Genomic DNA, 24,850 nt, shown 5'->3' with positions numbered 1-24,850 from the left:
CGACCAGCCTAGAGATCGTTCCCTCAGCGCGCCCTACCCCATCCATTCAGCGAAAACGCTGCGATCATTGGGGGATGAGCGAGCTGACCATCACCGATGCCCTGATCTTCGACGGCTGGTCGGCGGACCTGCGGGAGGCGTCCCTGCATGTGCGCGACGGCGTGATCACCGAGATCGGCGACCGGGTGACGCGGGCGGAGCAGGTGATCGAGGCGCGCGGCCGCACGGTGCTGCCCGGCCTGATCGACGCGCACTTCCACGCGTACGGGATCTCCCTGCACAACCTGGAGTTCGACGCGGGCCCGCTCAGCTACCTCGCGCTGAAGGGGGCGTGGCGGCTCGAACGCGCCCTGCGCCGCGGCTTCACGACCGTACGGGACGTGGCGGGCGGCGACCCCGGCCTTGCCAAAGCGGTCGAGACCGGGCTGATCGCGTCGCCGCGCTACCTCTACACCGGCCCGGCGCTCAGCCAGACCGGCGGGCACGGCGACGGCCGCCCCGGCGACCTGGACATCTGCCTGCACGGCCACCACATGAACGAGGTCGTGGACGGGGTGGACGCGCTGCGCACGGCGGTCCGCGACCGGTTCCGTCGCGGCGCCCACGCCATCAAGATCATGACGTCCGGCGGGGTGGTGTCGCCGACCGACCCGATCCGCCGCCCGCAGTACTCCGCCGAGGAGATCCGGGCGGTGACCGACGAGGCGGCCCGGCGCGGCAGCTACGTCGCCGCGCACGCGTACTCGCCGGAGGCCATCCGGCACTCGCTGGTCAACGGCGTCCGCTCCATCGAGCACGGCAACCTCATGGACGAGCCCACCGCGAAGCTGATGGCGCAGCACAACGCGTACCTCGTCCCGACCCTGGCCACCTACGACGCCATGGACCGGCGCGGCGATGAGGTCGGCCTGCCCGCCGTGGGCCGCGCCAAGAACCAGGAGGTCCTGGACGCGGGCCGGCACGCCGTCGAGCTGGCCCACAGGGCGGGCGTCCCGGTCGGCTTCGGCACCGACCTCATGGGCGACCTGGAGGACGACCAGCTCCTCGGGCTGCGCCTGCAGACCGAGGCGGCCGGGGCGCTGGCCTGCCTGCGCTCGGCCACGTCGGTGAACGCCAGCCTGCTGGACCGCGCCGACCTGGGCCGCGTCGAGATCGGCGCCCGCGCGGACCTGCTGGTCGTGAACGGCGATCCGCTGGAGACGCCGGCCGTGCTCTGGGACGAGTCGGAGCCGCGGCTGATCGTCCAGTCGGGCCGCCCGCTCCTCACCTGACGCCCGTCCCAGACCCACTTCAGGCCCGTTCCAGGGTCGTCTCAGTCGCGCGGCCACATCCGGCATGGCCTAATCGACATACCGCTGTGTCTGCAGGGAACATTCCTGTACACCAGTAGCAGCCCCCGCCCGTAATCAGGCCATGCTTGCCTTCCCCGCACGCTCGCCTCCCGCATGGCCCCATCGCCCACCCCTCCCCGTCACGGACCCCATGGCCTTCCGCACGAGACCGCGGCACCGTTCCATCTTCTGGGTCGACATGGTCGGCTCCAGCGACGCGAAGATCAGCGACACCGAGCGCAAGGAAGCCCGCAAGGGCATGTACGAAGCGGCGCACCGGGCGTTCCAGAACGCCGGCCTGCCGGTGTCCGCCCCGCGCCGCTGGTTCGTGCACAAGGAGGACCGCGGGGACGGCGCGTTCTGGCTCTTCCGGCCGCGCGTCCCCAAGCACCGGCTGCTGGACGCGCTCCCGTACCTGGTCACCGCGCTGGAGGAGCACAACCGCGGCGTCCCGCCGCGCAAGGCGCTCCGGCTCCGGGTGGCGCTGAACTTCGGTGAGCTGAACTTCGACCCGGAAGGCGTCAGCGGCACCTGGATGGACCGCACGGCGCGGCTGCTGGACGCGGGCGAGTTCAAGGCCGAGGTCGAGAAGTCCGGCGCCATCGTCGGCGCCATCGCCTCCCGCGGCTTCCACGAGTACGTCGTCATGCCGGCCTCCGCCCCCTGGCCGAACGCGTTCGAACGGCTCACGGTCCTCGTCCGGGTCGGCAAGGGCGAGCCCGCGGAGGAGGCGGCGTGGATCGCGTTCCCGCCCGGCGCCCCGCTGCGCGACACCGCCCGCATGAGGGCCGCCCGGTGGCTGCTCCGCGTGCGCTACGCCGCGTTCAGGAAGGCGCGGCGCCGGCTCCGGCGGCACCCGCGCGCCGTCCGGGCCGCGCTGGCGGCGGTGCTGGTGGCGGTGCCGCTGCTCGCGGCGTCCGGGGAGCCGCGGCCCGCCGAGTGCGAGGACCGGCCGGTCCAGCTGCGCGTGCGGGTGTCGCCCGAGAAGGAGGCCCTGGTACGGGCGCTGGCCCTGGAGTTCGAGCGGACGACGCGCGACCGGGAGAAGTGCCGCAGAGCCGACGTCAACGTCGTGTCCGAGGCGTCGCCGGGCGGCGCGCGCGAGGCCACCCGGCAGGGCTGGCTGGTACGCGACCGCAACGAGCCGCTGAACGAGGCCGACGTCTGGCTCCCCGACTCGACGCTGGACGTGGAGCAGGCGCAGGCGGCGATACAGGCCAACGGGGTCCGCACCGTCGAGCTCAGAAGGGTCGACTCGGTCACGACCTCGCGGCTGGTGGTGGCGGTGCCGGCCGAGATGGCCGCCGGCCTGCCGCTGTCCGGGCACACGATGCGCTGGGACGAGCTGCTCGGCTGGCCGGGCGAGGGCTACGCGTTCGGCCGGGCCAGCCCGCGCGCGTCCAGCACCGGCCTGGTGGCGACGGTGGCGCTCTACCAGGCCGCGCTGAAGGCGCCCATGCTCGACTTCGCGACGCTGACCGGCGACGGCGCGGCCGGGACGCTCCACGACGTGGAGAAGTCGATCGCCCGCGAGGACGACGAGCCGGGCAAGCTGCTGTGCGCGATGCGGGAGTCGCCGGAGGACGGGGAGCTGCGCCGGACGGCCCTGCTCGTCTCGGAGAAGTCGCTGATCGACTACCGGGAGGGCGCGCCGCTGGGCGGCGGCGCCTGCGGCGGTTCCGCCGCCGCCCCGCCCGAGCTGCGGCCCTTCTACGCCGAGGAGGGGATGCCGCTCCTGGACCACCCGTACGTCGTCGTAACGCGCGCCGCGCCGCTCGCTCCCGGGCGGCGCCGCATCATCGACGACTTCTACCGCTTCCTCAAGCGGCCCGAGACGCAGGAGAAGTTCAGGAACGCGGGCTACCGCGACAGGACCGGAACGACGACGCCCCACCAGGCCGACATCCCGTCGCTGGTCCCGATCGTGGACCCGAGCGGGCGGTTCCGCGACGAGCCGCTGATGGACGCGTGGGACACCGCCCGGAAGTCGGCGCGGGTGCTGTTCGCCGTGGACGTGTCGCGCCCGATGGCGGCGCCGTTCCCGTACAGCAAGGGCACCCGGGTGGCGGCGGCGGCCGACGCGATCGGGCTGGCGCTGCCGCTGATGGGCGGCCGCGACCAGGTCGGCCTGTGGGAGTTCGCGGCCGGGGCCGGCGGCGGCGGCCGCGACCACCGTCCGCTGGTGCCGGTCGGCCGGCCGGAGGAGGACCGGCGGATCGAGCGCCTGTCGGACGAGTTGGCGGGCCTGCGCCCGACGGGGCGCGGCGACGGGCTCGTCCCCGCGCTGCGCGCCGCGATCGCGGAGATGCGCGACGGCGGGGACGCCGACCCGGCCGAGACGACCCGGGCCGTCATCGCGATCACGTACGGCGCCGGCGGCGGGCGGGAGGCCGCGAAGCTGGCCGCCGGCGTCTCCGCGGACGACCACGTCCGGGTCTACGTGGTCGCCTTCCACCAGGACAGCTGCCCCGCCGGGCTCGACCAGGTCACGCGGGCGTCCGGCGGCGACTGCTACGAGATCGACGGCATGGCGACGATGCGGGAGGCGCTCGACGGCATCGCCGCCGGGCTCTGGGGAGCACCGCGCTCACCCGGCTGACGCTCACCCGGCTGACACGGAGGGACCGGATGCACCTGCGAGCGTGGCGGGCGGCCGTGCGGCCGTGCGCCCTGCTGCTGGCCGCCGCGCTGCTCGCGGCCTGCGGCGGCGGGGACGGCGACCGCCGCGGTACGGGACCGATCGTCTTCGCCGACTCGCGCGACACCAGCCGCGGCTCCCAGGTCAAGCGGCTGGTCGCGGCCTGGAACGCCCGCCATCCCGCCGAACGGGTGGAGATGGTGGAGCTGGCCGAGTCCAGCGACGACCACCGCGCGCAGGTGGTCGCCCGCGCGCAGGACGCCGCGGCGGCACGCGAGGCGGGCAAGTCCGGAGCGCCCTGCTTCGACGTCACGACGGCCGACCTGATCCACACCGCCGAGTACGCCCACGGCGGCTACATCGAGCCGCTCGGCGAGAACGACTTCGACCACGAGGCGTTCCTGCGCGAGCCCATCGACAGCGTGCGCTACAAGGGACGGCTGTGGGGGATCCCGCTCCGTTCCGACGTCGGGCTCCTCTACTACCGGAAGGACGTGCTCGCCGCTTCGGGCGTCGCCGCTCCCGTCGCCTGGGAGGACCTGCGGAACCAGGCGCGGACCATCGCCCCTTCCAAGGGGATGCAGGGCTACGTCACCCAGCTCGACCAGTACGAGGGCTTCACCGTCAACACGATGGAGCAGATCTGGGATGCCACCGGCGGCGGGATCCTCGGCCCGGACGGCGCGGTGGTCGCCACGCCGTCGACGCTGCGCGAGGGTTTCGAGCGCCTCGTCCAGGGCGTGCGTGAAGGGTGGATCCCCAAGGACGCGACGGACTTCAACGAGGAGCGCAGCCGCATCGCGTTCCAGGACGGCCGCGCGCTGTTCATGCGCAACTGGACGTACGCCTACGAGCTGCTGCATGCGGCCGACTCACCCGTCGCGAAGACGTTCGGCGTCGCGAAGCTGCCGACTCCGTCCGCCCTAGGGGGATGGAACCTCACGCTGTCGAGCTGCTCGACGAAGCAGCGCACGGCACTGCGGTTCATGCAGTTCCTCACCAGCGAGGCCAACCAGCGGCGGCTGTTCACCGGCGCCGGTTTCGCCCCCAGCCGCAAGGCCCTGTACGAGGACGCCGCGCTCCTCCGCCGGTACCCGCATCTGAGCGTGATCGGCGCGGCCATCGAGGAGGCCCGCGACCGCGGGCCCAGCCCGTACTACCACGAGGTCTCGAACACGTTCCAGGCGAACCTGCACGGCGTCCTCACCCGTCCCGAACGCCTGGAGGCCGGCCTGTCCGGCCTCCGCGAGGACCTCTACCGGGCGGCCGTGGGCCGCTGAGCGGCCTCCGGATCGCGAGGCAGCGCGCTGCGCAGGACCTCGGCCAGGTGCAGCGCGCGGCCGCCGGTGCCCTGGGCGATCTGCGTACGGCAGGAGAAGCCGTCGGCGAGCACGAGATCGTCCTGCCCGGCCGCCCGGACCTTCGGGTACAGCTCCCGCTCGGCGCACGCCTGGGAGACGTCCCAGTGGCCGGGCTCGAACCCGAAGTTCCCCGCCAGCCCGCAGCAGCCCGCGCCGATCACGTCCGGGGTCACGCCCAGGCGTTCCAGCACGGCGCGGTCGGGATCGTACGATCCCTTGGCCTCCTGATGGCAGTGGACCTGCGCGACCGCTTCCGCGTCGAGCCTCCGGAACGGCCAGTCGCCCTCGTGGGACACGACCAGCTCGGCGAGGGTCACCGTCCGGGCCGCGAGCAGCTTCGCGCGCGGGTCGTCGGGGAGCAGCTCGGGGGCCTCGTCGCGCAGCATCACCGTGCAGGACGGCTCCAGCCCGACGATCGGCAGCCCCGCCTCCAGCGCCGGGCGCAGGACGTCCAGCGTCCGCCGCAGCACGCGCCGCGTCACGCGGAGCTGGCCGGTCGAGTGCCAGGTGAGGCCGCAGCACACCCGGCCCGGCGGGATCAGGACCCGGTACCCCAGCGCCTCCAGCACCTCGACCGCGGCCTTCCCGGCCGCCGGGTCGTGGAAGTTGGTGAAGGTGTCCGGCCAGAGCACGACCTTCCGGCCGCCCGGCCGCCGCTCCGGCCGCCCGCCGAACCAGCCGCGCAGCGTCTCGTCCGCGAACCGGATCATCTCCCGCCGCGGCTCGACGCCCGCCAGCCGCTTCGCGAGCGCGGCGACCGGCCGCCGCCGCAGCGCCGCGTTCGCCGACCGCGCCGCGCCCGGGACCCCGGCCACGAGCCGCGACCACAGCGGCAGCCAGCCCATCGAGTAGTGCGCGAGGGGGCGCAGTCGGTTGGCGTAGTGGCGGTGCAGGAACTCCGCCTTGTAGGTGGCCATGTCGACGTTCACGGGGCAGTCGCTCGCGCACGCCTTGCAGGACAGGCAGAGGTCCAGCGCGTCCCGTACCTCCGTGGAACGCCACCCGTCCCGGATCGTCTCGCCGCGCAGCATCTCCGCCAGCACGCGCGCCCGCCCCCGCGTCGAATGCACCTCGTCGCGGGTCGCCTTGAACGAGGGGCACATCGCCCCCGTCTCCAGGTTGCGGCACGCCCCGACGCCCACGCACCGGTGCACCGCCGCCGTGAACGAACCCTTGTCCCTGGTCAGCGCGTGTACGGGAGTGAGCGCCAGCCGGTCCCGTCCAGGGCCCGGCCTGAGGTCCGCGTCCGTCGGAGCCGGATCGACGATGACGCCCGGGTTGAGCCTGCCGTCCGGGTCGAAGACCGCCTTGAACGCGCCGAAGGCCCGCAGCAGCTCCGGCGAGTACATCGTGCCGAGGAGCTCGGAACGCGCCCGGCCGTCCCCGTGCTCGCCCGAGACCGTCCCGCCGAAGGAGACGACCAGTTCGGCGGCGGCCTCCATGAACTCCCTGTAGACGGCGACGCCCCGGGGATCGTCCAAGGCGAAGTCGAGGCGCAGGTGCAGGCAGCCCTCCCCGAAGTGGCCGTACGGGACGCCCCGCAGGCCGTGCCCGCGCATCAGCGCGTACAGTCCGCGCAGGTAGTCGCCGAGGCGCTCGGGCGGTACGGCCGAGTCCTCCCAGCCGGGCCACGCCTCGCCGCCGTCCGGCAGCCGCGTCACGATGCCCGACCCCGCCTCGCGGATCCACCACAGCGCCCGCATCCGCACCGGGTCGTCGACGACCACGGCCGTCGTCGCGGCGAAGCGCCCGCGCACCACCTCGACCAGGCCGTGCGCCGCCTCCTCCGCCTCCGCCTTCGTCTCCCCGCCGACCTCGCAGTACAGCCAGCCGCCGCCGGCCGGCAGGTCCGCGCCCGCGTTCGCCCGCCCCGGCTGCGCGCGCAGCGCCGTCAGCAGGTCGGACGCCATCCCCTCCACCGTCAGCGCGCCGGTTCGGGCCGCGAACGGCGCCAGCTCGGCGGCGGTGTAGACGTCCGGGAAGCCCAGCACGGCCAGCGCCCGGAACCGCGGCACCGGGACGAGCCGTACCGTCGCCTCGGTGACCAGCGCGCACGTGCCCTCGCTGCCGACGAGCGCCTTCGCCACGTCGAAGCCGTTCTCCGGAAGCAGGTGGTGCAGCCCGTAGCCCGCGACCTGGCGGCTGAACCGCCCCAGCTCCGTCCGCAGCGGCCCCAGCTGCGCGTCGCGCAGCCGGGTCAGCTCGGCGTCGATGCCCGCGTCGCCGCTCGTTCCCTTCGCGGCGTGCAGCTCGCGGCCGTCCGGCAGGAGCAGCCGCAGGGACTCGACGTTCGCGGACGTGATCCCCCACGCCACGCTGTGCGATCCGCACGCGTTGTTGCCGATCATGCCGCCGAGCGTGCAGCGCGAGTGGCTGGACGGGTCGGGCCCGAACGACAGCCCGTACCGGCCGGCGGCCGCGCGCAGGTCGTCCAGGACCACGCCCGGCTGCACCACGGCGGTACGGGCCTCGGGGTCGACGCTCAGGATCCGGTCGAGGTGCCGTGACGTGTCGATCACGATTCCCGGGCCGATCGAGTTGCCGGCGATCGACGTCCCGCCGCCCCGCGTGGTGACCGGCAGTCCCTCGGCGGCGGCCAGTTCGAGGACCCTGGCCATGTCGGCGGCCGACCGGGCCTCCGCCACCGCCACCGGTACGCGCCGGTAGATCGAGGCGTCGGAGGAGTACGCCGTGCGCGCCGTCAGGTCCGTGCGGAACACCCCGGGCAGCGCCGCGGCCAGCCGCCTGCCGGCCGCCTCAGGATCGCCCGTGCCGCCCGCGCGGCCCGTGCCGCCGCTGCTCGTGCCGCTCCTGCCGGCCGGTTCTCCCGGCTCGCGCCCGCCCGCCCCGGATGACACCACCACGAAGGTCGCCCCTTCCCCCGCACGCTCTGCCCGCGCGCCGTCGCCCGCGGAAGCCCCGCGCTCGCCTGCGCTCCGTCCAGCCCAGGCTAGGGCGTGGCCCCGCCCCGCCGCCCGGCGGAACGCGCCGTTCCCGGCCGGAACGATCACCGGGCCGGACGGGGCGGGCGGGCGCGGGCACGGGGTCGGAGGTGCGGGCACGGGCCGGCGGGTGCGGGCGAACCCTGACGTGATTACGCAGCGCTAATGGGCACCATCTGCTAACCGGAGCGCGAACGAGGCGACGGGGATGCGGCGGGAATCCCCGCAAACGGCTCCCGGTCCCGCGGCCGCCGGGGCGCCGCCCGCGCCGCGGAAGGCATTCGGGGCACACGAAGGAAAGGGACGCCCGAAAGGGCGCCCCTCCAACACCGAGAAGCTCGCGGTCATTCACTCATGACGCACCATCGCGCGTTGAGTCACCTGACTCAGCGGGCCTCCTCATCATCATCGACGATGTGCCGCAAGAGCCGCCACCACTGCGCGGGAGCGAGTTCGAGCATGCCGGCCGCCGGGGCGCGGGAGTCCCGTACCAGCACCGACCCGCCGGTGACCGCCACTTCGACGCAATCCTGTTCCTCGCTCGCGCTGCTCTTGCGCCAGTCCAGCGCGGCCCCCCGATTCGGCCGATCCACCATCCAGCAACCCTCCATCCATTGCTGGCGGGGTCTGTCTCGCCACCGAACAGGCAAGGACACCCACCGAGCCAAGAGCTGAGCAGGGCACAACAAACCACGACCTTGTGGAAAATTTCCCGTTCATGAGTGTAAACGGTCCTAGTAATTCCGCCTACACCGGGAACACAAGATCACCCTGTGCGCTATGAAGGCCGCTCGCCCTTGTGGGTGCCGATCGGGGCCGTCACCTCCTGTGATGATCGATACGGGGCGGGAGGAAGCCGGGCGGAAGGAAAGCCGGAACGGGGTCAGGCCATCAGGTCCTCCGCGGCCTGCCGGATCAGGGCGATCGACTTGTCGGCCGGAAGCGCCCCCTCCAGGAGCGTCTCGAAGTGGTCCCGGTAGTCGACGATCTGAGCGTCGTCGCCGGAGTACATGACGCTGGTGCCGGGCCGCCCCTCCATGTAGAGGACGTCACCGAGCCCGCCCTCGAACTCCAGCAGCGTGAACGGCCCGTACAGGCCCAGGTGGGCGCCCGCGGCGAAGGGGACCACCCGGATCGTCAGGTCGTCGCGCTCCTCGGCCGCGTTCGCCATCTCGTTGAGCTGCGCGGGCATGATCCCTGGGTCGACCCCGATGCCCACGTGGCGGCGGATCACCGCCTCGTCGAGGATGTAGAACTGGCGCGGCGGCGTCTCGCGGCGGGCCAGCTCCTCCTGCCGCTGCATGCGGATCCGCACGGCGACGCTGCGCCTGCTCTCGCTGGTGATCCCGGTGCTCATGACCTCGGCGTACTCACGGGTCTGGAGGAGTCCGGGGATGAGCGTGCCGGCGAAATGCCTGATGTAGGAGGCGCCCGCCGCGTAACCGACGAACGTGAGGAACATGTCGTCGATCTCGCCCTTGTACTTGTTCCACCACGCCGGCTCGCGGGCCCCGCGCGCGAGCGCCTGCAGCCGTTCCTGCCTGCTCTCCGAGGTGACGTCGTACGCCATCAGCAGGGCCTGGAGGTCGGTGCGGGTGATCGAGTTCTTGCCGCCTTCGACGCGAATGAGCTTGGACGGTGACCACTCCAGCGAGCGGGCCACCTGTTCCTGCGTCATCCCCTTCTCTTTGCGGAGTCTGACGAGCTCGCTTCTCAGCAGCGCGCTCTGAACGATGGGCCCCTGGTCACTTGCCATCTCACTCACTCTAAGTAGTCGTTGCCATGAACTGCCGTGCTATGTAGCACATGGATACCTGCCACGTTAGATGGTGCCATCCGGGCACGTTCCGCCGGGCCACTTCCCCCAATCTGGGCGATCATGCGGCGACGAGCGGGCGAAGGGGGAGCGAAAGTTGCATTTCCAGCTTCCGCTCTGCTGCATGTCGCCTCTCTATGTTGTAGCGTGCTAGGTAGCAGATTGGTAGGGGCCGCGCTGACACCGAGCGTACCGCATGCTAGAGTGATCAAATGATCTTGACGCTGGGTGATGAGGCCGGGCGACGACGCCGGGCCGTCCCTCGCGCAGCGAGGACCCTCGGAACCGGGAGGCCGCGAGCAGATCCCAACCGAGTCGCCCACAAAACGGGCGAACAGCACAAATAAATAGAGTCGCCCTCGGACTCACCTTCGATCACCGGTAGGCAGCCAGGCCGATCGAAGGAAAGCGGAGGGCGACTCCTTCGGGCCCGCGGGATCGTCCCCCAATATCGGCGAAGCCCGCTTCGCGCACTCGCGGAACGGAACGCTGACCAGGGGAAACGACCCTTGCGGACTCACCCAGTCTAACCGCGCCCTCGCGGTTCAGGCCATAGGTGACGCGACTTCCGCCCCGGTGCACCGCTCCATTCGGTCAGGCCGGACCGCCGACCAGGACATCACCGCCGGAAATCGCATTCGAGCATGGGGTGTTCCGAACATGCACGCAGACCAGTCTTCTTCCCCGGCACAGTCTTCGGCCCCGACGCCCACTCCCGCCCCGACCACCGGCCGCCGCCACCCCTTCCCCTCACGGAGAGCGACCCCCGTCCCGGGAAAGGAGGCCCCATGATCGCAGGCCGTCCGGCGCACCGGCACGACCCCGACCGCCTCGGCCGCACGCCGCGGCGGCCGGGCGACCCGACCCGGCCGTCCCAGAAGAGCGGGCGCGACCGGTCCCACACCCACCAGCGCTCCGTCCACCGTTCCGCGCCGCATCCCGTGCAGGCGGCGCCGCAGGCCCCGGCACAGGCCCCGGCGCAGCAGCCGCCCGTCCTGCCGCCGCCGGTGCCGCCGGCGGGCGCGCCCGACCGCGGGTTCTGGCAGTCGCTCACGCAGATGGAGCGGCACGCGTTCGTCACCGCCGCGGCCGGCGTCGACTACCCCGCGCGGGCCGTCCTCTGGCAGGAGGGCGAGGTCGCCGACCACCTCGTGGTGATCCTGTCCGGCTACGTCCGGGTCTGCGTCGTCCGGGACGGGCGGGAGCGCATCGTCGCCACCCGCGGCCCCGGCGACATCATCGGCGAGCGCGCGGCCCTCATGCTGCGGCAGCGCTCCGCCACCGTCGTCGCGCTCGACGGCGTGCGGGCCCTGCGCATGACCACGCAGGAGTTCGCGGCCTTCCTCGCCGACCACACCCGCGTCGTGGCCATCCTGGAGAAGGAGCTGTACGAGCGGCTGACCGAGACCGGCGGGCCGATCGGGCCCGGCGAACCCGCCGGGCCGGGCGGGGACGCGCCGTTCACCGGCTTCGCGGTCCCGTACGCGCCCGCCGCGCCGCCGCCGCACGTCTACGCCGTCCCGGCACCGGTTCCCGCACCGGTCCCGGCACCCGCGCCCGCCGCGATCGAGGCCACCGTCGAGTCCACGCCCGCGTGGGCCGGCCGGATGTGCTCGATCATGTTCGTCGACATCGCCGAGTTCACCGCCCGGCGGCGCAACGACGCCGACCGGGTGGAGATCCGGCGCGTCATGTACGACCTGCTGCGCGGCGCGTTCGAGAACTCCGACGTGCCCTGGAACGCCTGCTACCGCGAGGACCGCGGCGACGGCGCCCTCATCGTCGTGCCGCCCGAGATGCCCACCGCGTCCGTCATCGACCCCATGCTGGCCCACCTGCTCGCGGGCCTGCGCCGCCACAACCACCGCTCCAGCGACGCCATGCGCGTCCAGCTGCGGCTGTCCCTGCACGTCGGGCCCGTCATGCCTGACGCCGAAGGCGTGTCCAGCTCGGCCGTCAACCACACCGCCCGGCTGCTGGACGCCCCGCCGCTCAAGCGGCGGCTCGCCGAGACCCGTTCCGACCTGGGCTTCATCGCCTCCGACTTCGTGTACGACAACGTGGTCGCGCACGCCCCGGGGTTCGTCGACCCCGGCAGCTACCAGAAGTTCGGCTTCACGCTGAAGGGCGCTCGGTACACCGGCTGGATGCACCTGTCCGGTCCCGCCGTCCCGCCCGCCGCCGCCTGACGCGCGACGCTCGCCTGCCGGGTCCCTTCCCCCGCCCCGGCCGGCCTCGCGCCCCGCCTCAGTCCCCCGGCCCCCGGAACCACCTGGGGAGCCTGAGGACGAAGCGGGCCCCCGAGGAACTGTCCTCCAGCGTGAGCGTGCCCTGGTGCATCCGCGCGATCTGGCGGGCGATCGGCAGCCCCAGCCCGGTACCGCCCGCGTCCCGGTCGCAGGCGTCCTTGAGCCGGGCGAAGCGCTGGAACACCGCCTCCCGGTCCTCCACCGCGACCCCGCTGCCGTCGTCCAGGACCTCCAGGACCGCCACGTCGCCCGCCGCCCGTACGGTCACCGTGATCTCGGCGACGGCGTGCCGCTCGGCGTTGTCCATCAGGTTCGTGAGCAGCCGCGACAGCCGCAGCGGGTCGCCGCGCACCAGCACGTTCGCCTGGAGGCGCGGCACGACCCGGGTGCCCTTGCGCGGCGCGCGCTCCAGCTCGGCCGAGACCAGCGCGGCCAGATCGACCGGCTCCGCGTCCTCGCCGGCGGTCCTGGGACGCTCGGCCGCCGTGTCCAGGCGGGCGAGCTCCAGCAGGTCGTTCACGATCGCCTGGAGCCGGTCCAGGCTGCCCAGCACCGCCCGTCCCACCTTCGGCCAGTCGGAGTCCGCCGGGCTCAGCAGGGCCTCCTCCAGCTGGAGCCGGGCCGCGGTGATCGGGCTGCGCAGGTCGTGCGAGGCGTCGGAGGTGAAGCGGCGCTGCTGCTCCAGGGCGGCGTCCAGGCGGTCGAGCGTGTCGTTCGCCGCCTCCGCCAGCTTCCCGATCTCGTCCCGGCTCTCCGGGACCGGGACGCGGCGGGCCGACTCGGTGGCGGTGATCTCCAGCAGCTCGCGCCTGATGTCGTCCACCGGGGCCAGCGCGTGGTCCACCGTCCGCCAGGTCCGCAGCGCCGTCAGCAGGCTCACCAGCAGCGTCACCGCGAACAGGAACGTGCACAGGGCGCCGCTCAGGTACCAGGGGACGGCCTCGTCGGCGGCGTACACGATCCGCTCGGCGCCCGGCAGGTACGTCCGGAACGCGATCACCCGCATGCAGCTCCTCATGCCGGCGGGCGGGCACATGACGCGGTCGGAGTACTTGCTGTCCACAGGGGGCGTGAACGCCGCGATCCGCGGCCGGCCCCGCAGATCCGGCGTCGCGGCGACGACGGTGCCGGCCGGCTCCACGACCTGGATGGCGACGTCCCCGGTCGGCGGCAGCACGGGCGCCGCCCGGCCGCGCTCCACCAGCGAGACGATCTGCAGGGCGGCGGTGGCGATCTCCTGCGCCTTGTAGTCGGCCGCCTGGTCCCGGATGCCCACGATGAGCAGCACGTTGATGAGCGCCGAGACCAGGGCCGTGACGATGCCCGTCCGGACCGCCATCCGGACGCGGATCGACCACTTGTGCCGCCTGCTCACCCCACCCCCCGTAGGACCCTCGCTCGCGAGGTAACCACTCCGCGGGCGGCGGGGCGGTCGAAGGAGGGGCAAGAGACGACAAAGATCGTCAGCGGCCGGCGTCCGTCACGGGCCCGCGCCGTTCAGTCGTCGTCCTCGTCCGAGCGGTACTTCGCGATGACGTCGCTGAGCCGGTCGGGCCGGTCGGTGATGATCCCGTCCACGCCGAGGGCGATCGCGCGCCTCATCTTGGACCTGGCGTCGACCGTCCAGGTGAAGACCGTCATCTTCTGCCTGTGGACGGCCTTGACGTAGGACGCCGTCACGTCGCCGTACGGCGGGTTGATCTGGTCGGCGTACCGCGCCAGCTTGGGCAGGTCGCGCTTGGCGGGCGTGCCGATGAGCCCGATCGGCGCCGCCGGCATGATCTCGTGGAACCGCCGCATGGAGGCGAAGTCGAACGACTGCACCACCAGGCGCCGCCTCGTCCAGGCGGGGTTGGCCCGCAGTTCCGCGGCGATCCGCCGCTCGATGCCCGGGTACAGCCGCGGCGACTTGATCTCCAGCTGGACGCCCATCCCGCTGGTCTGCATGGCGCGCAGCGTTTCGCGGAGCGTGGGAACGCGCTCGCCCCGGTAGCTCTTGTCGAACCACGAGCCGGCGTCGAGTCTCCGTATCTCGGCGAGCGTGAAACTCCCGACCTTCCACGGTTTGCGCTGTGGATACACCGATTCGACGTTGGTCGTCCGGTCCAGCGTGGTGTCGTGAATGGCGACCAGTTTGTGGTCCTTTGTCTCCTGCACATCGACCTCGAACCGGTCGGCGCCCTGCCGCCGCGCCACCCTGAACGCCGCGACCGTGTTCTCCGGCGCGCTCGCGGAGGCGCCCCGGTGCGCGACGTTGACGACGTCCGCGGCGCGTGTGCCGGCGTTCGCCGCCGTACCCGTGAGCGCCGTCCCGGCCACGACCGCGACGAGCGAGAGACCGAATCGTCGGAGCATGTGTCACCCTTCGTGGTAGGTCATGTTCGTTCCCACCTTCGAGGTGCATGCTGACACGAAAGTAACGGGGCGATAGCAGATCGTGTACTCGCGATGACGTTGTGCGCCCGCTTTTATGGCACTTGTTTCGAATGTCAGGATTGTGGAGTTTCTGGCGCGGGTTCCGCTTGCTTGGGAAATGCCCGGCGCGGTCCGCGGATCCTCCGCCGCAGCCGCCGCGCCGCCGACACGGCCGCCTCCGGCACCGGCTCCGCGATCACCACGGGCCGCGGCACGACCAGCCGCGTCTGCCGCCGCCGGCCCCGCAGCGTCACCGGCTTGCCGACGTCCCACTCCACGGCCTCGTCCCGATGGGCCAGCTCGTGCACCGTCCCCGACGCGAGCACCCGGCCCGGCGCCACCTTCGCCAGATCGCTCAGCCGCGCCGCCTCGTTCACCGGATCGCCGATCACCGTGTACTCGAACCGCTGCTCGGCCCCGATGTAGCCGGCCACCACGGGCCCCGCCGAGACGCCGATACCCGCGTCCAGCTGAGGCACCTCCGTACGCAGCCGCACGGCCAGCTCCCGCGCCGCCCCCAGCGCGCCGCCCGCCGCGTCCTCGATCTCCGTCGGCGCCCCGAAGATCGCCAGCGCCGCGTCCCCCTCGAACTTGTTGATCCAGCCCCCGTGCGCCGCCACGACATCGACGACCACGCCGAAGAACATGTTGAGCAGCTCGACGACCTCGCCCGGCGGGTGCGTCTCGGCCAGCCGCGTCGACCCCGTCAGATCGACGAACAGCACCGCCACCTCGCGCGTCTCCCCGCCGAGCTCGATGTCCCCCCGCTCGAGCGCCAGCCCCGCGACCTCCTCCCCCACGTGCCGCCCGAACAGGTCCCGCAGCCGCTCGTGCTCCCGCAGCCCGGCCACCATGTGGTTGAACCCCACCTGGAGCTGCCCCACCTCGCTGGCGTCGTACACCGGCACCCCGGTGCCCAGATCGCCGCGCTCCACCCGGGCCATCCCCAGCCGTACCGATTTGATCGGATCCGCGATGGCCTGCGTGGCGATGTACGTCACGTACATCCCCACGCTCAGGGCGGCGCCCCCGAGCCCCAGGATCGTGATCGCCAGCTGCGTCGTGTCGATGTCCGGCGCCGCCAGCGCCGCGATGGCCACGCAGATCAGCCCCAGCACCGGGATCGCCGTCCCCAGCGCCCAGGCCAGCATCACCCGCGTCGTGACCCCCGGCAGCCGGATCCGCCCCGGCTGCTCGCTGGCCAACACCAGCGCGGCCGCCGGCCGCAGCAGCCGCTCGGACAGCAGGTAGACGATCGTGCACGTGGTCATGGCCCCCAGCAGGCAGGTCAGCCCCGTCTTGACCGCCAGCCGCGCGCTGAACAGCGTCACGTCCAGCACGGCCCACCCGACCGCCCCGACGACCCACAGCGCCCCGACGAGAAGCGTCAGCCTCAACGGCCCCAGCAGCACGGCCCGCCGCTGCGCCCCGTCCGGCACCCCGCCCTCCCGCACCAGCCGCACCACGGGCCGCCACAGATACAGCCCCGCGAGCAGCGCGAACGGCCCCGCGACCAGCGGATAGCTGAAGAACGCGACCGTGTTGACGAGCCTGACCCGTTCCACATCGGCCAGCGGCGGATCCGGCACCACGAAGATCGCGAACAGCAGCACCACCAGCGCGCCGCCGAGGTTCGCGACCCCCACCACCACGAGCAGCACCCAGCGAACCCGCAGCTCCAGCATCGTCCGCGGCACCAACTGAAGACCGCGCCCCACCGCCCTGCCGGTCACATCCGCCTCCAGACGCCACGGATAAGCCTCACCGTACTATGGGCCCGCCGGCCTCCCCGTTAACGAGTTGGCGCTGCCCTCGGCCATCGCGTATGCTTCCGGACGTCGCCAAGAAACGGGCCAGCCCGGTCAAGGCCACACCTCCGGAGCCACTAGGCTCGGAACAGCAAGGTCCTGTGGAGCAGTTAGGAGTGCTCGCCACCCTGTCAAGGTGGAGGCCGCGGGTTCAAATCCCGTCAGGACCGCCAGACGTGCGGATGCGCGTCATGGGCAGGTAGCTCAGTCGGTACGAGCGTCCGCCTGAAAAGCGGAAGGTCGGCGGTTCGACCCCGCCCCTGCCCACACCTTCTGAACAGCCAAAAGGCCCGGACCGAATACGGTTCCGGGCCTTTTTGACGGCAACGTCCTCAGCCGAGCGCGTGCGAAATATGCGCGTAGATCGCCATCATGGATCACCTATGAAAGTGGGTAGGTCACACCTCTGACCGAACTTTCCTAGAAACCCACGAACCTAAGTTGTGCCGCTATGCTGGCGACATGGGAAGACATGGGCCCGCTGATCGCCGCAAGGTTTATGTGCGCATCGCCGACGAGTTGCGGCAGGACATCGCCTCAGGCCGGTACGCGGTAGGGGAGACGCTCCCGTCCATAGCCAAGCTCCGTGAGCGGTTCGGCGCGGCCGGCGCGACGATCGAGCGTGCGCTAGCCGTCCTCCGCGAGGAGGGGATCATCACGAGCAGGCAGGGCATACCCAGCGTGGTCACGGGCGCGCCCGAACATGATGAAGCCGGAGACGCCCCTCCCGAGCCTTCCGAGGAGTTCACACTCCTGTGGAACCAGCTCCAGGAGATCAGAGAGCATCTCCGGCAACAGAAAGCCAAGCTCGACGAGCTCGACGAGCGGACACGGGACCTGTGAGCCGAGCCGCGTTTGTAGCTGCCCGACTCCCCTCACGAGCTACCGCACGCGTCGTCATGCCCACACCCCCAACGCAGGCGGGTTTCTAGCCCTCTCCGGACAGCTCAGGCTCAACGACGATCGCCGTGAGGTCGTCCGCCGATATTAGCCAGAGGTTATATTGGCTCTGTGGCCTGGGATGTCATCCTCCTCGAACCGGTCGAGAGCTGGTTCCTCAAATGTGCGAGTCCGACCTGGACACCGCAGCGTTGATCGAGCAAGCCATCGACAGGCCGGCCGAGGTCGGGCCGACTCTGGGACGCCCACTCGTCGACACCCTGGAACACAGCGAACTGCGCAACCTTAAGGAACTACGGCCTGGAAGCCGTGGCCGGTCGGAGATTCGCATCGCTATGTCGAGTACCGGGCCGCGAAGGACAAGGAGGCCGGACGATGAGTACTGGACGTCGCTGGCAGGATGTCAGGGCCGAAGCGCACCGCCGCAACCCCGAACTGGCCGATCCCGAGCGCCAGGCCAGGGCACGCGCCGAACTGGACGCCTACGTCGCCGGCCACCACCTCAAGGAACTTCGCAAGGCCGTCGGAAAGACACAGGCCGAGGTCGCTCAGGTTCTCGGCGTCTCACAGTCCCGTGTCTCGCAGATCGAGAACGGCGACATCGAAGCCATGGAGCTGGAAACGCTCCGGGCCTACGCCACCGCGCTCGGCGGCCACGTCGACATCACCGTCAGCGTCGGCCCCCACTCGATCAAGGTCACCTGACGCCCTAGACACGGCGGCCCTGATGGCAGCAGCGCCCTGTCGTGGCGCGCTCTTCGGCAGCTCACGGTCGTGTGAAGGTGGCTGGGGTGCGCGGGTCAGTCGTCGAGGTCGAAGCCGGTGGCCTCGGCGGTCGTGAGCAGGGATCGCATGCGGTCTTCGTCGTTGGCGACGGCGCTCATCAGGGTCCCTAGTTCTTGGAGGGCGGGACGGTCGTCGCCGTACGCGCAGAACATGCCGCCCTCCGGGTCGTACGAGAAGCGTCCTTCGAGATCGCCCGCCTCCGTGCTCACGAGGTAGCGCGCGACGCCTTCCCAGAAGTAGCCGTTCGGCTCGTGGTCGAGTTGCTCGACGAGGTCGTCGACCCGCGTCGTCCCGGCGTTCAGTAGCAGCGAGAACGCTCCGGGCCTGGTCTCGATCAGCCGCAACGGAGTCATCGGCGGATGATGGCACTTTGGACGCGGAAGGGGCAACCCTCAGAGGCCATGCCGGCGCGGAGAGGGTGCCTGTGCCGAGGGGAACGCATGGCGGGTCTCGCGGGGCAGCTTCCAGTGCTCATCGGTGTGGTGGTGGGTGCGGCGTCGACGTATCTGGCCACCGCGGCGACCGAGAGGCTGCGCTGGAGGCGTCGGACGCAGGTGCGTTGGGACGAGCAGCGCGCCATCGCTTACACCGAGTACGGGCATGCGGTCAGCCGCTGCGTGGCTGTCGCGCGCAGGCGTGGTGTCGGCCATTTTCCGCATCCGCTGACGTTCGATGAGGGCAGGGCCGAGCTGTCGATCGCGGAAGGTGAAGGCGAGGTTCGGTGGGAGTCGATTCTGAGGCCGGTCGGCGGCGTCGGCGGTTGTTGGAGGCGGCTCGGCGGGGCCTTGGTGTGAAGGGGGCGTTGCCGGATGTTGGAGGGAAGGGCTTTGAGGGTGGTGTCAAGCGGTGGGGAAGGTGGCCTTTGCGGATAGGCCGCCGTCTGGGCGGGGGGTCGCGGTGAAGGTGCCGCCGTGGGCCAGGGCGATCGCGTGGACGATGGAGAGGCCGAGGCCGTGGTGGCCGTCGTCGCGGGCGGAACGGTCCAGGCGCTGGAACGGTCCGAGCAGCCGGGCCACCTGCTCGGGCGGGACGACCGGGCCGGTGTTGCTCACGCTGATCGTGGCTTGGCCGTCCCGCGATCCGGTGCGCACGTCGACGCTTCCGCCGGGGACGTTGTAACGGATCGCGTTGTCGAGGAGGTTGGCCACGAGGCGTTCGACCAGGGCGGGGTCGCCTTCCAGGGCGGCGGGGTCGAGTCGCCGGTTCACGCGCGGGCCGTCCTGCGGCTGGGTGGCGAGGACCTGTTCGGTGAGTGCGGCGAGGTCGACGGGGACGCGGGCGTCCAGCCCTCGTTCGCTGGTGGCGAGGGTGAGCAGGGACTCCAGCAGCCGCGCCTGCTGGTCGCTGATCCGCAGGATGCGTTCGAAGGTCGCGCGGAACGTCTCGATGGTCGGCCGGCGGTCGGTGAGCGTCTCCTCCAGCAGCGCGTGTTCGAGGGTGAGCGGGGTGCGGAGTTCGTGCGCGGCGTTGGCGACGAAGCGTTTCTGCGAGTCGAGCGCGGCCTCCAGGCGGCCGAGCAGGCCGTCCACGGTGTCGGCGAGGTCCTTGAGCTCGTCGCGGGGGCCGGCGAGGGCCAGGCGCTCGTGGACGTTCCGCGCCGAGATGCGCTGCACGGTCGCCGTCATCGTGCGCAGCGGCCGCAGCACCCGGCCCGCGATGAACCAGCCGAGCGCCAGCGAGACCACCAGCATGATCGCCAGTGCGATGCCGGCCTGGACGAGGAACCCCTGGACCAGCGCGTCCTGCCGCTCTCTCAGGGCGCGGATCGGGGCGGCCGTGTCGGGGGGCGAGCCGGGCAGCCGGTACCGGCACTCCTCCGGCTTCATGCCGACGCACGGCACCAGGACCTTAAAGATCGTGTTCCGCCGGACGAGCAGGAACGTGATCGCCAGCAGGACCGCGCCGGAGGCGGTGAACAGCGTCCCGTACAGCAGCGTGAGGCGCGTCCGGACCGTCCGGGGCCTCATATCCGGTAACCGCTCTGCGGAACGGTCTCGATCACGGGCGGGGCGCCCAGCTTGGCCCGCAGGCGGTTGATCGTCGCCTTGACCGTGGTGGTGAACGGGTCCGCCGCCTCGTCCCAGACGCGTTCCAGCAGTTCCTCCGCGGAGACGACGCGTCCTTCGGCGGCGAGGAGGTACTCCAGGACGGCCAGTTCCTTCGGGCTGAGCGCCAGGCGGAGCCCGGCGCGGGTGACGACGCGCTGCGCCGGGTCGAGCCGCAGGTCGCCGTGCTCCAGGATCGGGGGCAGCGCGGGCTGCGCCCGGCGTCCGAGGGCGCGGATCCGGGCGACCAGTTCGGCGTACGCGAAGGGTTTCGGCAGGTAGTCGTCGGCTCCGAGGCTGAGCCCTTCGACCCGGTCGGCGACCGTTCCGGAGGCGGTGAGCATCAGGACGCGGGTCCGGCGGTGCGGGCGGGCCGCCAGCGCGCGGCAGACGTCATCGCCGTGCACCACGGGGAGGTCGCGGTCCAGTACGAGCACGTCGTAGTCGGTCAGCGCGGTGCGGTCCAGCGCGGCCCGGCCGTCGAGGGCGACGTCCACGGCCATCCCCTCCCGGTTCAGGACCCGGGCCACGGACCGCGCCAGCTCGGCATGGTCTTCGGCCACCAGCACTCTCATCACCGGTCACCATGCCCGTTTCGCGGTCACAGCCGCGTCACAGCGGTCAGGACGCCGTCGCGACCGAGACGAGGACCAGGGCCAGGACCGCGGCGCACACGACGCCCGTCACCGCGAACGCGATCCGGTAGGGATGCCGCTCGGCCTGTGGCAGGAGGCCCGGGTACGACTCGGCGAACTCGCCGGGCGTCACCGGGCCGTCGAAGACGCGGCACGGCACGCCGAGCGCGTCCACCAGGCGGTCGAGGTCCTCGCGCGTGTAGCCGGCCCCGGAGATCCTGATGACCAGGTCGCGGCGCGGGCCGAGGAGGAACAGGCTCTCGCCGGCCGCCCCGCGCGGCGCGGTGATCGTCGCGCGGACCGCTTCCGCGACGTGCGCGCGCGGCCGGCGCCGCCGGACGAACAGCCACTTCACGACGATCTCGCGCGGCGACAGGATGATCCGGGCGCCGAGGAGGCCGCCGACCGCCAGGAGGATCATGAGGGCGAACGCGGCGGCGACGACGGGGGCGAACACCGTCGGGGCGTCGCCGATCAGGATCGCGGCGACGATGGCGGTGCCGGCGACCGCCAGGGCGACGAGAACGAACACCCCTTTCCGGACGTCCGGCCGCAACACGAGTTCTTCCCTCTGAACACCCCGCATGCGGACATCGCCCCCTCCTCCTGCTTTCGACCAGGATGCCGTGCCGACCGCGGTGCTCGCGCCTCGGGGGTGGCCAGGCGGGGTCAGTCGTCGGGGGCCAGGTGGGCCGGGAAGCCGCCGGTGGCGATCGGGCCCCAGCGCCGAGGGGTCACGCGGATGAGGGACTTGCCCTGCTTGACCATCGCGGCGCGGTACTCGTCCCAGTCGGGGTGCTCGCCCGCGATGTTGCGGAAGTACTCGACGAGCGGTTCGACGGCCTCGGGGACGTCCAGCACCTCGGCGGTCCCGTCGATCTGCACCCATGGGCCGTTCCACTCGTCGGACAGGACGATGACGCTGACCCGCGGGTCGCGGCGCGCGTTGCGGGTCTTGGCGCGCTCCGGGTACGTGGCGATCACCAGCCGGCCGGAGTCGTCGACCCCGCAGGTCAGCGGGGAGCCCTGCGGACCGCCGTCGGCGCGGGTGGTCAGCAGGACGGCGCGGTGCCGGGGCCGTACGAATTCGAGCAGCCCGGCCAGGTCCACTTCGGTGTTCGTCGCGATCGATGCCATGGTCACCCAGCGTAGGTCCGCGGGATCGCGGCGGCATCGGCAGGTCGCGGGCGGCGCCGCCGGACCGGCCGGCGGCGCCGCCCTGGACGGTCAGCCGTTGATCTGCGACCACAGGTCGCACTCGTGGTCTTGGGCGAAGGTGGTGATGGGCCGGATGGCGCCCGGCGCGAGGTCCTGGACCTGCGGGAACCGCTGCCAGGCCGGCGCGCCGCCGCCGTTGGGGTCTCCGGTACGGGCGAACTCGGCCCAGTACGCGAGCATCCGGGCGGACAGGGCGTTCTGCTCCGGGGTGCCCGTGACGTTCCCGAAGATGTAGCGGATCTCGGAGCCGTGCGGGGCGCCCAGCGGGAAGCTCAGCGGGAGCCCCAGGTAGTCCATGGCGTGGGGGTCGTTGAATTCGTAGCCGTACGTTCTGGTGTGCCGCGCCAGGAGTGTGCTGGACGCGTACGAGAGGCACGCGAACTGGGCGTCGGTGTAGATCGCCCCCAGTGCCTCGGCGGGTGAGCCGTGGTCGGAGAGCGGGTAGCGGGCCAGGATCCGGTCGGCGTCGGCCGGGAAGGCGCGCCGTACGGCGGCGGGGTACTCCTCGGCGGTGAGCCTGCGGCCGGCCAGGTCGTACATGGTCGCCACGGTGAGGCGGCCCTCGTCGCGGGTGCTGCCCTGGATGACCGGGATGCGCGGGAAGTCGCCGGTCCGGAACGCGTCCATGACCTGGCCGCGGAGGACGACGCCGTCCTGGATCGGGGCCCAGGCGGCGCGGCCCGCGGTCCCGGCGAGGACCTGGTCGGCGGGCTTGGCGCGCAGGCAGGCCGTGTCGGCGCAGCCCAGGGCGGTCGCGACGCGTTCACCGGTGGTCTCGGCGGTCTCGCGGGTCGCGCTCGGGAACGCGCATCCGGATTGGGCGATGGCGCGGTGGAACAGGCCCCGCGCGGTGGGCGAGATGAGGTTCTGGCAGACGCTGCCGCCGCCGGCGGACTCGCCGAAGACGGTGACGTTGCCCGGGTTGCCGCCGAACGCGGCGATGTTGTGCCGCACCCAGCGCAGCGCGGCCTGCTGGTCGAGCAGGCCGTAGTTCCCGGACGTGCGGGACTCGGCGGTGAGGCCCGGGTGCGCCAGGAAGCCGAACGCGCCCAGCCGGTAGTTCAGGCTGACGACCACGACGTCGCCGCGCTCGGCGAGGGCGCCGCCGTCGTAGAACGTCCCGGAGCCGATGGTGTAGCCGCCGCCGTGGATCCAGACCATGACGGGTCGCGGCTTCGTGGGCCGTTTGGAGGGGACGTGCACGTTCAGGTACAGGCAGTCCTCGCTGGGCGTGCCGGGACCGGCGAGGTCGCCCCATGGGGTCTTCGACCCTGTCTGCATGCAGGGGTTGCCCGGTTTGGTGCCGTCCCGGACACCTCTCCAGGGGGCGGACGGTACGGGCGCCTTCCAGCGGCGTTCGCCGGTCGGTGGCGCGGCATAGGGGATGCCTAGGAAGGCGGAGCCGTTCTCACCGGAGACGCCGCGCACCGCGCCGTCCCTGGTGTACGCGATGGGTGTCGTGTCGGCCTGGGCGGTGGCGGGGGCGGTGGAGAGCGAGAGTCCGGTCAGGAGAGCGGCCAGGGTGGCGAGTGTTCTGCGTCGGGCCATACGGGGGAGCTCCTCTCTGGTGCGTGCCAGGGGCCGCCGCGTGGGGCGGCCCCTGGTAGTGCGTCAGCTCAGGTTCTTCTGCAGGACGTCCCAGTCGGTGTTGCACAGGCCGCAGTTCGGCCCGACGAACTGGGCCTTGGCCGCGGCGTCGCCCTTGAGCTGCCACTTGATCCAGGCCGAGCCGACGCGGCCGAACTCGCCGCCGTTGGGCTGGTCGTACGTGGCGAAGTGGCCGACGTCGAGGTTGCCCATGGAGGCGGGCAGGCCGGACGGGAGGCGCCGCCAGTCGTCCATGGCGTTCTCGTACGCGATGTCGGACGGGCCGCCGATGAAGTAGCCGACGGGGGCGCGGAGCCGCGACAGCATCGGCTTGTCGGCGGCGCTCAGGAGACCGCTGTTGAAGATGCCGGTGGTGGTGACGCGGCGGTCGGTGCTGGAGACCTCGTACGCCTCGATGCCGCCGCAGGACTGGCCCATCACCGCGACCTTGGTGGTGTCGATCTTGCCGCGGTACTTACTGCCGGCGCGGTTGTTCTCGGCGATCGCCCAGTCGATGGAGTCGACGAGCATGTCCGAGTCGGTCTGGCCGAAGCCGCCCGGCCGCCCGTTCGCGATGACCAGGAAGCCGTGCGAGGCGAACTCCTTGAGGATGTTCTCGAACCAGGTGCCGTCGGCCCGGCAGGCGCCGTTGCCCCAGGCGACGATCGGCAGCCTGACGTCGGCGGGGATGGTGTTCGGCCGGTAGATCGTGTGGTTGCGGAGCCGGAGGCTGGTCTCGTAGTCGGCGGGGTACGGGCCCGAGCCGCCCGGTGCCGCGTGGGCGGGCGCGACCGGGACGTGCAGCAGCGCGCCGGCCAGCCCGAAGACGATGCTCGCCTTGGCCAGCCGCCGGATGAACCGTTTGGGGTTCACGATGCGATCTCCTCGTGTAGGGGCGGGGAAGGAGGGCTCCCGCCGGGGCGTCGGCAGGTGTGTCGCCGATCGAAGCGGAACACTTTGCGAGGCGCGCGCACGTTGAACTGTCGCAAGTCGAGAGGAGCGCATCAATGCCTCGGAGCGAGGAGTGGGTGGCGTACCAACGCGGGCACAGGGCCCGCAGGGACGCGTCACAGCCGCCCACCGGCGACACCGAAACGCGACGGCCGGAGGTCCGAACGC

20 protein-coding genes and 2 tRNA genes are annotated in these 24,850 nt (G+C 72.0%); 9 read left to right on the top strand and 13 right to left on the bottom strand.

Annotated elements, in window-relative coordinates; translation table 11 throughout:
- The first annotated feature begins 74 nt into the window (after positions 1–74).
- The 3 genes from ACA361_RS29795 (at position 75) to ACA361_RS29785 (ending at position 5,249) form a co-directional block, all read left to right on the top strand.
- On the top strand, positions 75–1,271 hold the full coding sequence (locus ACA361_RS29795; protein WP_375017399.1) for an amidohydrolase family protein: 1,197 nt from the start codon (positions 75–77) through the stop codon (positions 1,269–1,271).
- Between the two features lie 211 nt (positions 1,272–1,482).
- Complete coding sequence (locus ACA361_RS29790) at positions 1,483–3,930, top strand: substrate-binding domain-containing protein (RefSeq protein ID WP_375017397.1); 2,448 nt, start codon at positions 1,483–1,485, stop codon at positions 3,928–3,930.
- A 29-nt stretch (positions 3,931–3,959) separates the two neighbouring features.
- Positions 3,960–5,249, top strand: a complete 1,290-nt coding sequence (locus ACA361_RS29785) for an ABC transporter substrate-binding protein (RefSeq protein WP_375017395.1) — start codon at positions 3,960–3,962, stop codon at positions 5,247–5,249.
- On the opposite strand, the gene ACA361_RS29780 is transcribed toward ACA361_RS29785, so the two are convergent.
- From ACA361_RS29780 to ACA361_RS29770, 3 genes are all read right to left on the bottom strand, one after another.
- Complete coding sequence (locus ACA361_RS29780) at positions 5,225–8,194, bottom strand: FAD-binding and (Fe-S)-binding domain-containing protein (protein ID WP_375017393.1); 2,970 nt, start codon at positions 8,192–8,194, stop codon at positions 5,225–5,227. The two genes, ACA361_RS29785 and ACA361_RS29780, sit on opposite strands and share 25 nt — an antisense overlap.
- A 464-nt stretch (positions 8,195–8,658) precedes the next feature.
- Positions 8,659–8,868 (bottom strand): DUF397 domain-containing protein, encoded by a 210-nt coding sequence (locus tag ACA361_RS29775; RefSeq protein WP_375017391.1) that lies wholly within the window; start codon positions 8,866–8,868, stop codon positions 8,659–8,661.
- Positions 8,869–9,155: 287 nt separating this feature from the next.
- Positions 9,156–10,028, bottom strand: a complete 873-nt coding sequence (locus ACA361_RS29770) for a helix-turn-helix domain-containing protein (protein WP_375017389.1) — start codon at positions 10,026–10,028, stop codon at positions 9,156–9,158.
- 848 nt (positions 10,029–10,876) lie between these two features.
- Between ACA361_RS29770 and ACA361_RS29765 the strand changes: the two genes are divergently transcribed.
- Positions 10,877–12,277, top strand: a complete 1,401-nt coding sequence (locus ACA361_RS29765; RefSeq protein ID WP_375017387.1) for a cyclic nucleotide-binding domain-containing protein — start codon at positions 10,877–10,879, stop codon at positions 12,275–12,277.
- A gap of 58 nt (positions 12,278–12,335) precedes the next feature.
- On the opposite strand, the gene ACA361_RS29760 is transcribed toward ACA361_RS29765, so the two are convergent.
- The 3 genes from ACA361_RS29760 to ACA361_RS29750 form a co-directional block, all read right to left on the bottom strand.
- Positions 12,336–13,712 carry a sensor histidine kinase gene (locus ACA361_RS29760; protein WP_375017385.1) on the bottom strand — a complete coding sequence of 459 codons (1,377 nt, stop codon included), beginning with the start codon at positions 13,710–13,712 and terminating at the stop codon, positions 12,336–12,338.
- 122 nt (positions 13,713–13,834) lie between these two features.
- Positions 13,835–14,692, bottom strand: coding sequence for a glycerophosphodiester phosphodiesterase (locus ACA361_RS29755; RefSeq protein WP_375017383.1), 858 nt, complete (start codon positions 14,690–14,692; stop codon positions 13,835–13,837).
- A gap of 134 nt (positions 14,693–14,826) precedes the next feature.
- Entirely contained in the window at positions 14,827–16,437 is a 1,611-nt protein-coding gene (locus ACA361_RS29750) for an adenylate/guanylate cyclase domain-containing protein (protein ID WP_375017381.1), read from the bottom strand.
- Between the two features lie 218 nt (positions 16,438–16,655).
- Here ACA361_RS29750 and ACA361_RS29745 point away from each other — a divergent pair.
- From ACA361_RS29745 to ACA361_RS29730, 4 genes are all read left to right on the top strand, one after another.
- Positions 16,656–16,733, top strand: a tRNA-Asp gene (locus tag ACA361_RS29745).
- A 20-nt stretch (positions 16,734–16,753) separates the two neighbouring features.
- Positions 16,754–16,827 (top strand) — tRNA-Phe (locus tag ACA361_RS29740).
- A 234-nt stretch (positions 16,828–17,061) separates the two neighbouring features.
- Positions 17,062–17,403: a winged helix-turn-helix domain-containing protein gene (locus ACA361_RS29735; protein WP_375017379.1), complete on the top strand. Its 342-nt coding sequence runs from the start codon at positions 17,062–17,064 to the stop codon at positions 17,401–17,403.
- A gap of 432 nt (positions 17,404–17,835) precedes the next feature.
- Complete coding sequence (locus ACA361_RS29730) at positions 17,836–18,165, top strand: helix-turn-helix domain-containing protein (RefSeq protein ID WP_375017377.1); 330 nt, start codon at positions 17,836–17,838, stop codon at positions 18,163–18,165.
- A gap of 95 nt (positions 18,166–18,260) precedes the next feature.
- On the opposite strand, the gene ACA361_RS29725 is transcribed toward ACA361_RS29730, so the two are convergent.
- On the bottom strand, positions 18,261–18,599 hold the full coding sequence (locus tag ACA361_RS29725) for an Imm51 family immunity protein (protein ID WP_375017375.1): 339 nt from the start codon (positions 18,597–18,599) through the stop codon (positions 18,261–18,263).
- Positions 18,600–18,686: 87 nt separating this feature from the next.
- On the opposite strand from ACA361_RS29725, the gene ACA361_RS29720 reads away from it, so the two are divergent.
- On the top strand, positions 18,687–19,040 hold the full coding sequence (locus ACA361_RS29720) for a hypothetical protein (RefSeq protein WP_375017373.1): 354 nt from the start codon (positions 18,687–18,689) through the stop codon (positions 19,038–19,040).
- A gap of 45 nt (positions 19,041–19,085) precedes the next feature.
- Here the strand turns inward: ACA361_RS29720 and ACA361_RS29715 are convergent, their stop codons facing one another.
- The 6 genes from ACA361_RS29715 to ACA361_RS29690 all read right to left on the bottom strand — a co-directional run bounded on the left by ACA361_RS29715 (position 19,086) and on the right by ACA361_RS29690 (position 24,604).
- On the bottom strand, positions 19,086–20,213 hold the full coding sequence (locus ACA361_RS29715; protein ID WP_375017371.1) for a sensor histidine kinase: 1,128 nt from the start codon (positions 20,211–20,213) through the stop codon (positions 19,086–19,088).
- On the bottom strand, positions 20,210–20,866 hold the full coding sequence (locus ACA361_RS29710; protein ID WP_375017369.1) for a response regulator transcription factor: 657 nt from the start codon (positions 20,864–20,866) through the stop codon (positions 20,210–20,212). The genes ACA361_RS29715 and ACA361_RS29710 overlap by 4 nt, the downstream gene beginning before the upstream one ends.
- A 46-nt stretch (positions 20,867–20,912) precedes the next feature.
- Complete coding sequence (locus ACA361_RS29705) at positions 20,913–21,485, bottom strand: hypothetical protein (protein ID WP_375017367.1); 573 nt, start codon at positions 21,483–21,485, stop codon at positions 20,913–20,915.
- Positions 21,486–21,595: 110 nt separating this feature from the next.
- Positions 21,596–22,063: a PPOX class F420-dependent oxidoreductase gene (locus ACA361_RS29700; protein WP_375017365.1), complete on the bottom strand. Its 468-nt coding sequence runs from the start codon at positions 22,061–22,063 to the stop codon at positions 21,596–21,598.
- A 90-nt stretch (positions 22,064–22,153) separates the two neighbouring features.
- Positions 22,154–23,692, bottom strand: a complete 1,539-nt coding sequence (locus ACA361_RS29695) for a carboxylesterase/lipase family protein (protein WP_375017363.1) — start codon at positions 23,690–23,692, stop codon at positions 22,154–22,156.
- A gap of 63 nt (positions 23,693–23,755) precedes the next feature.
- Positions 23,756–24,604 (bottom strand): alpha/beta hydrolase, encoded by an 849-nt coding sequence (locus ACA361_RS29690; RefSeq protein ID WP_375017361.1) that lies wholly within the window; start codon positions 24,602–24,604, stop codon positions 23,756–23,758.
- Positions 24,605–24,850: the final 246 nt, after the last annotated feature.

Origin of the sequence: Actinomadura sp. 21ATH, assembly GCF_041951345.1 — a bacterium.
GTDB lineage: Bacteria > Actinomycetota > Actinomycetes > Streptosporangiales > Streptosporangiaceae > Spirillospora.
The sequence above is the reverse complement of the archived record's forward strand: the minus strand, read 5'-3'. Positions and strand labels throughout refer to the sequence as shown.

Bases quoted from the DNA above. Each gene is read 5' to 3' on its own strand.
- ACA361_RS29795 (WP_375017399.1), top strand. From the start codon at position 75: ATGAGCGAGCTGACCATCACCGATGCCCTGATCTTCGACGGCTGGTCG.
- ACA361_RS29790 (WP_375017397.1), top strand. From the start codon at position 1,483: ATGGCCTTCCGCACGAGACCGCGGCACCGTTCCATCTTCTGGGTCGAC.
- ACA361_RS29785 (WP_375017395.1), top strand. From the start codon at position 3,960: ATGCACCTGCGAGCGTGGCGGGCGGCCGTGCGGCCGTGCGCCCTGCTG.
- ACA361_RS29775 (WP_375017391.1), bottom strand. From the start codon at position 8,868: ATGGTGGATCGGCCGAATCGGGGGGCCGCGCTGGACTGGCGCAAGAGC.
- ACA361_RS29770 (WP_375017389.1), bottom strand. From the start codon at position 10,028: ATGGCAAGTGACCAGGGGCCCATCGTTCAGAGCGCGCTGCTGAGAAGC.
- ACA361_RS29765 (WP_375017387.1), top strand. From the start codon at position 10,877: ATGATCGCAGGCCGTCCGGCGCACCGGCACGACCCCGACCGCCTCGGC.
- ACA361_RS29755 (WP_375017383.1), bottom strand. From the start codon at position 14,692: ATGCTCCGACGATTCGGTCTCTCGCTCGTCGCGGTCGTGGCCGGGACG.
- ACA361_RS29750 (WP_375017381.1), bottom strand. From the start codon at position 16,437: ATGCTGGAGCTGCGGGTTCGCTGGGTGCTGCTCGTGGTGGTGGGGGTC.
- ACA361_RS29730 (WP_375017377.1), top strand. From the start codon at position 17,836: ATGAGTACTGGACGTCGCTGGCAGGATGTCAGGGCCGAAGCGCACCGC.
- ACA361_RS29725 (WP_375017375.1), bottom strand. From the start codon at position 18,599: ATGACTCCGTTGCGGCTGATCGAGACCAGGCCCGGAGCGTTCTCGCTG.
- ACA361_RS29720 (WP_375017373.1), top strand. From the start codon at position 18,687: ATGGCGGGTCTCGCGGGGCAGCTTCCAGTGCTCATCGGTGTGGTGGTG.
- ACA361_RS29715 (WP_375017371.1), bottom strand. From the start codon at position 20,213: ATGAGGCCCCGGACGGTCCGGACGCGCCTCACGCTGCTGTACGGGACG.
- ACA361_RS29710 (WP_375017369.1), bottom strand. From the start codon at position 20,866: ATGAGAGTGCTGGTGGCCGAAGACCATGCCGAGCTGGCGCGGTCCGTG.
- ACA361_RS29700 (WP_375017365.1), bottom strand. From the start codon at position 22,063: ATGGCATCGATCGCGACGAACACCGAAGTGGACCTGGCCGGGCTGCTC.
- ACA361_RS29695 (WP_375017363.1), bottom strand. From the start codon at position 23,692: ATGGCCCGACGCAGAACACTCGCCACCCTGGCCGCTCTCCTGACCGGA.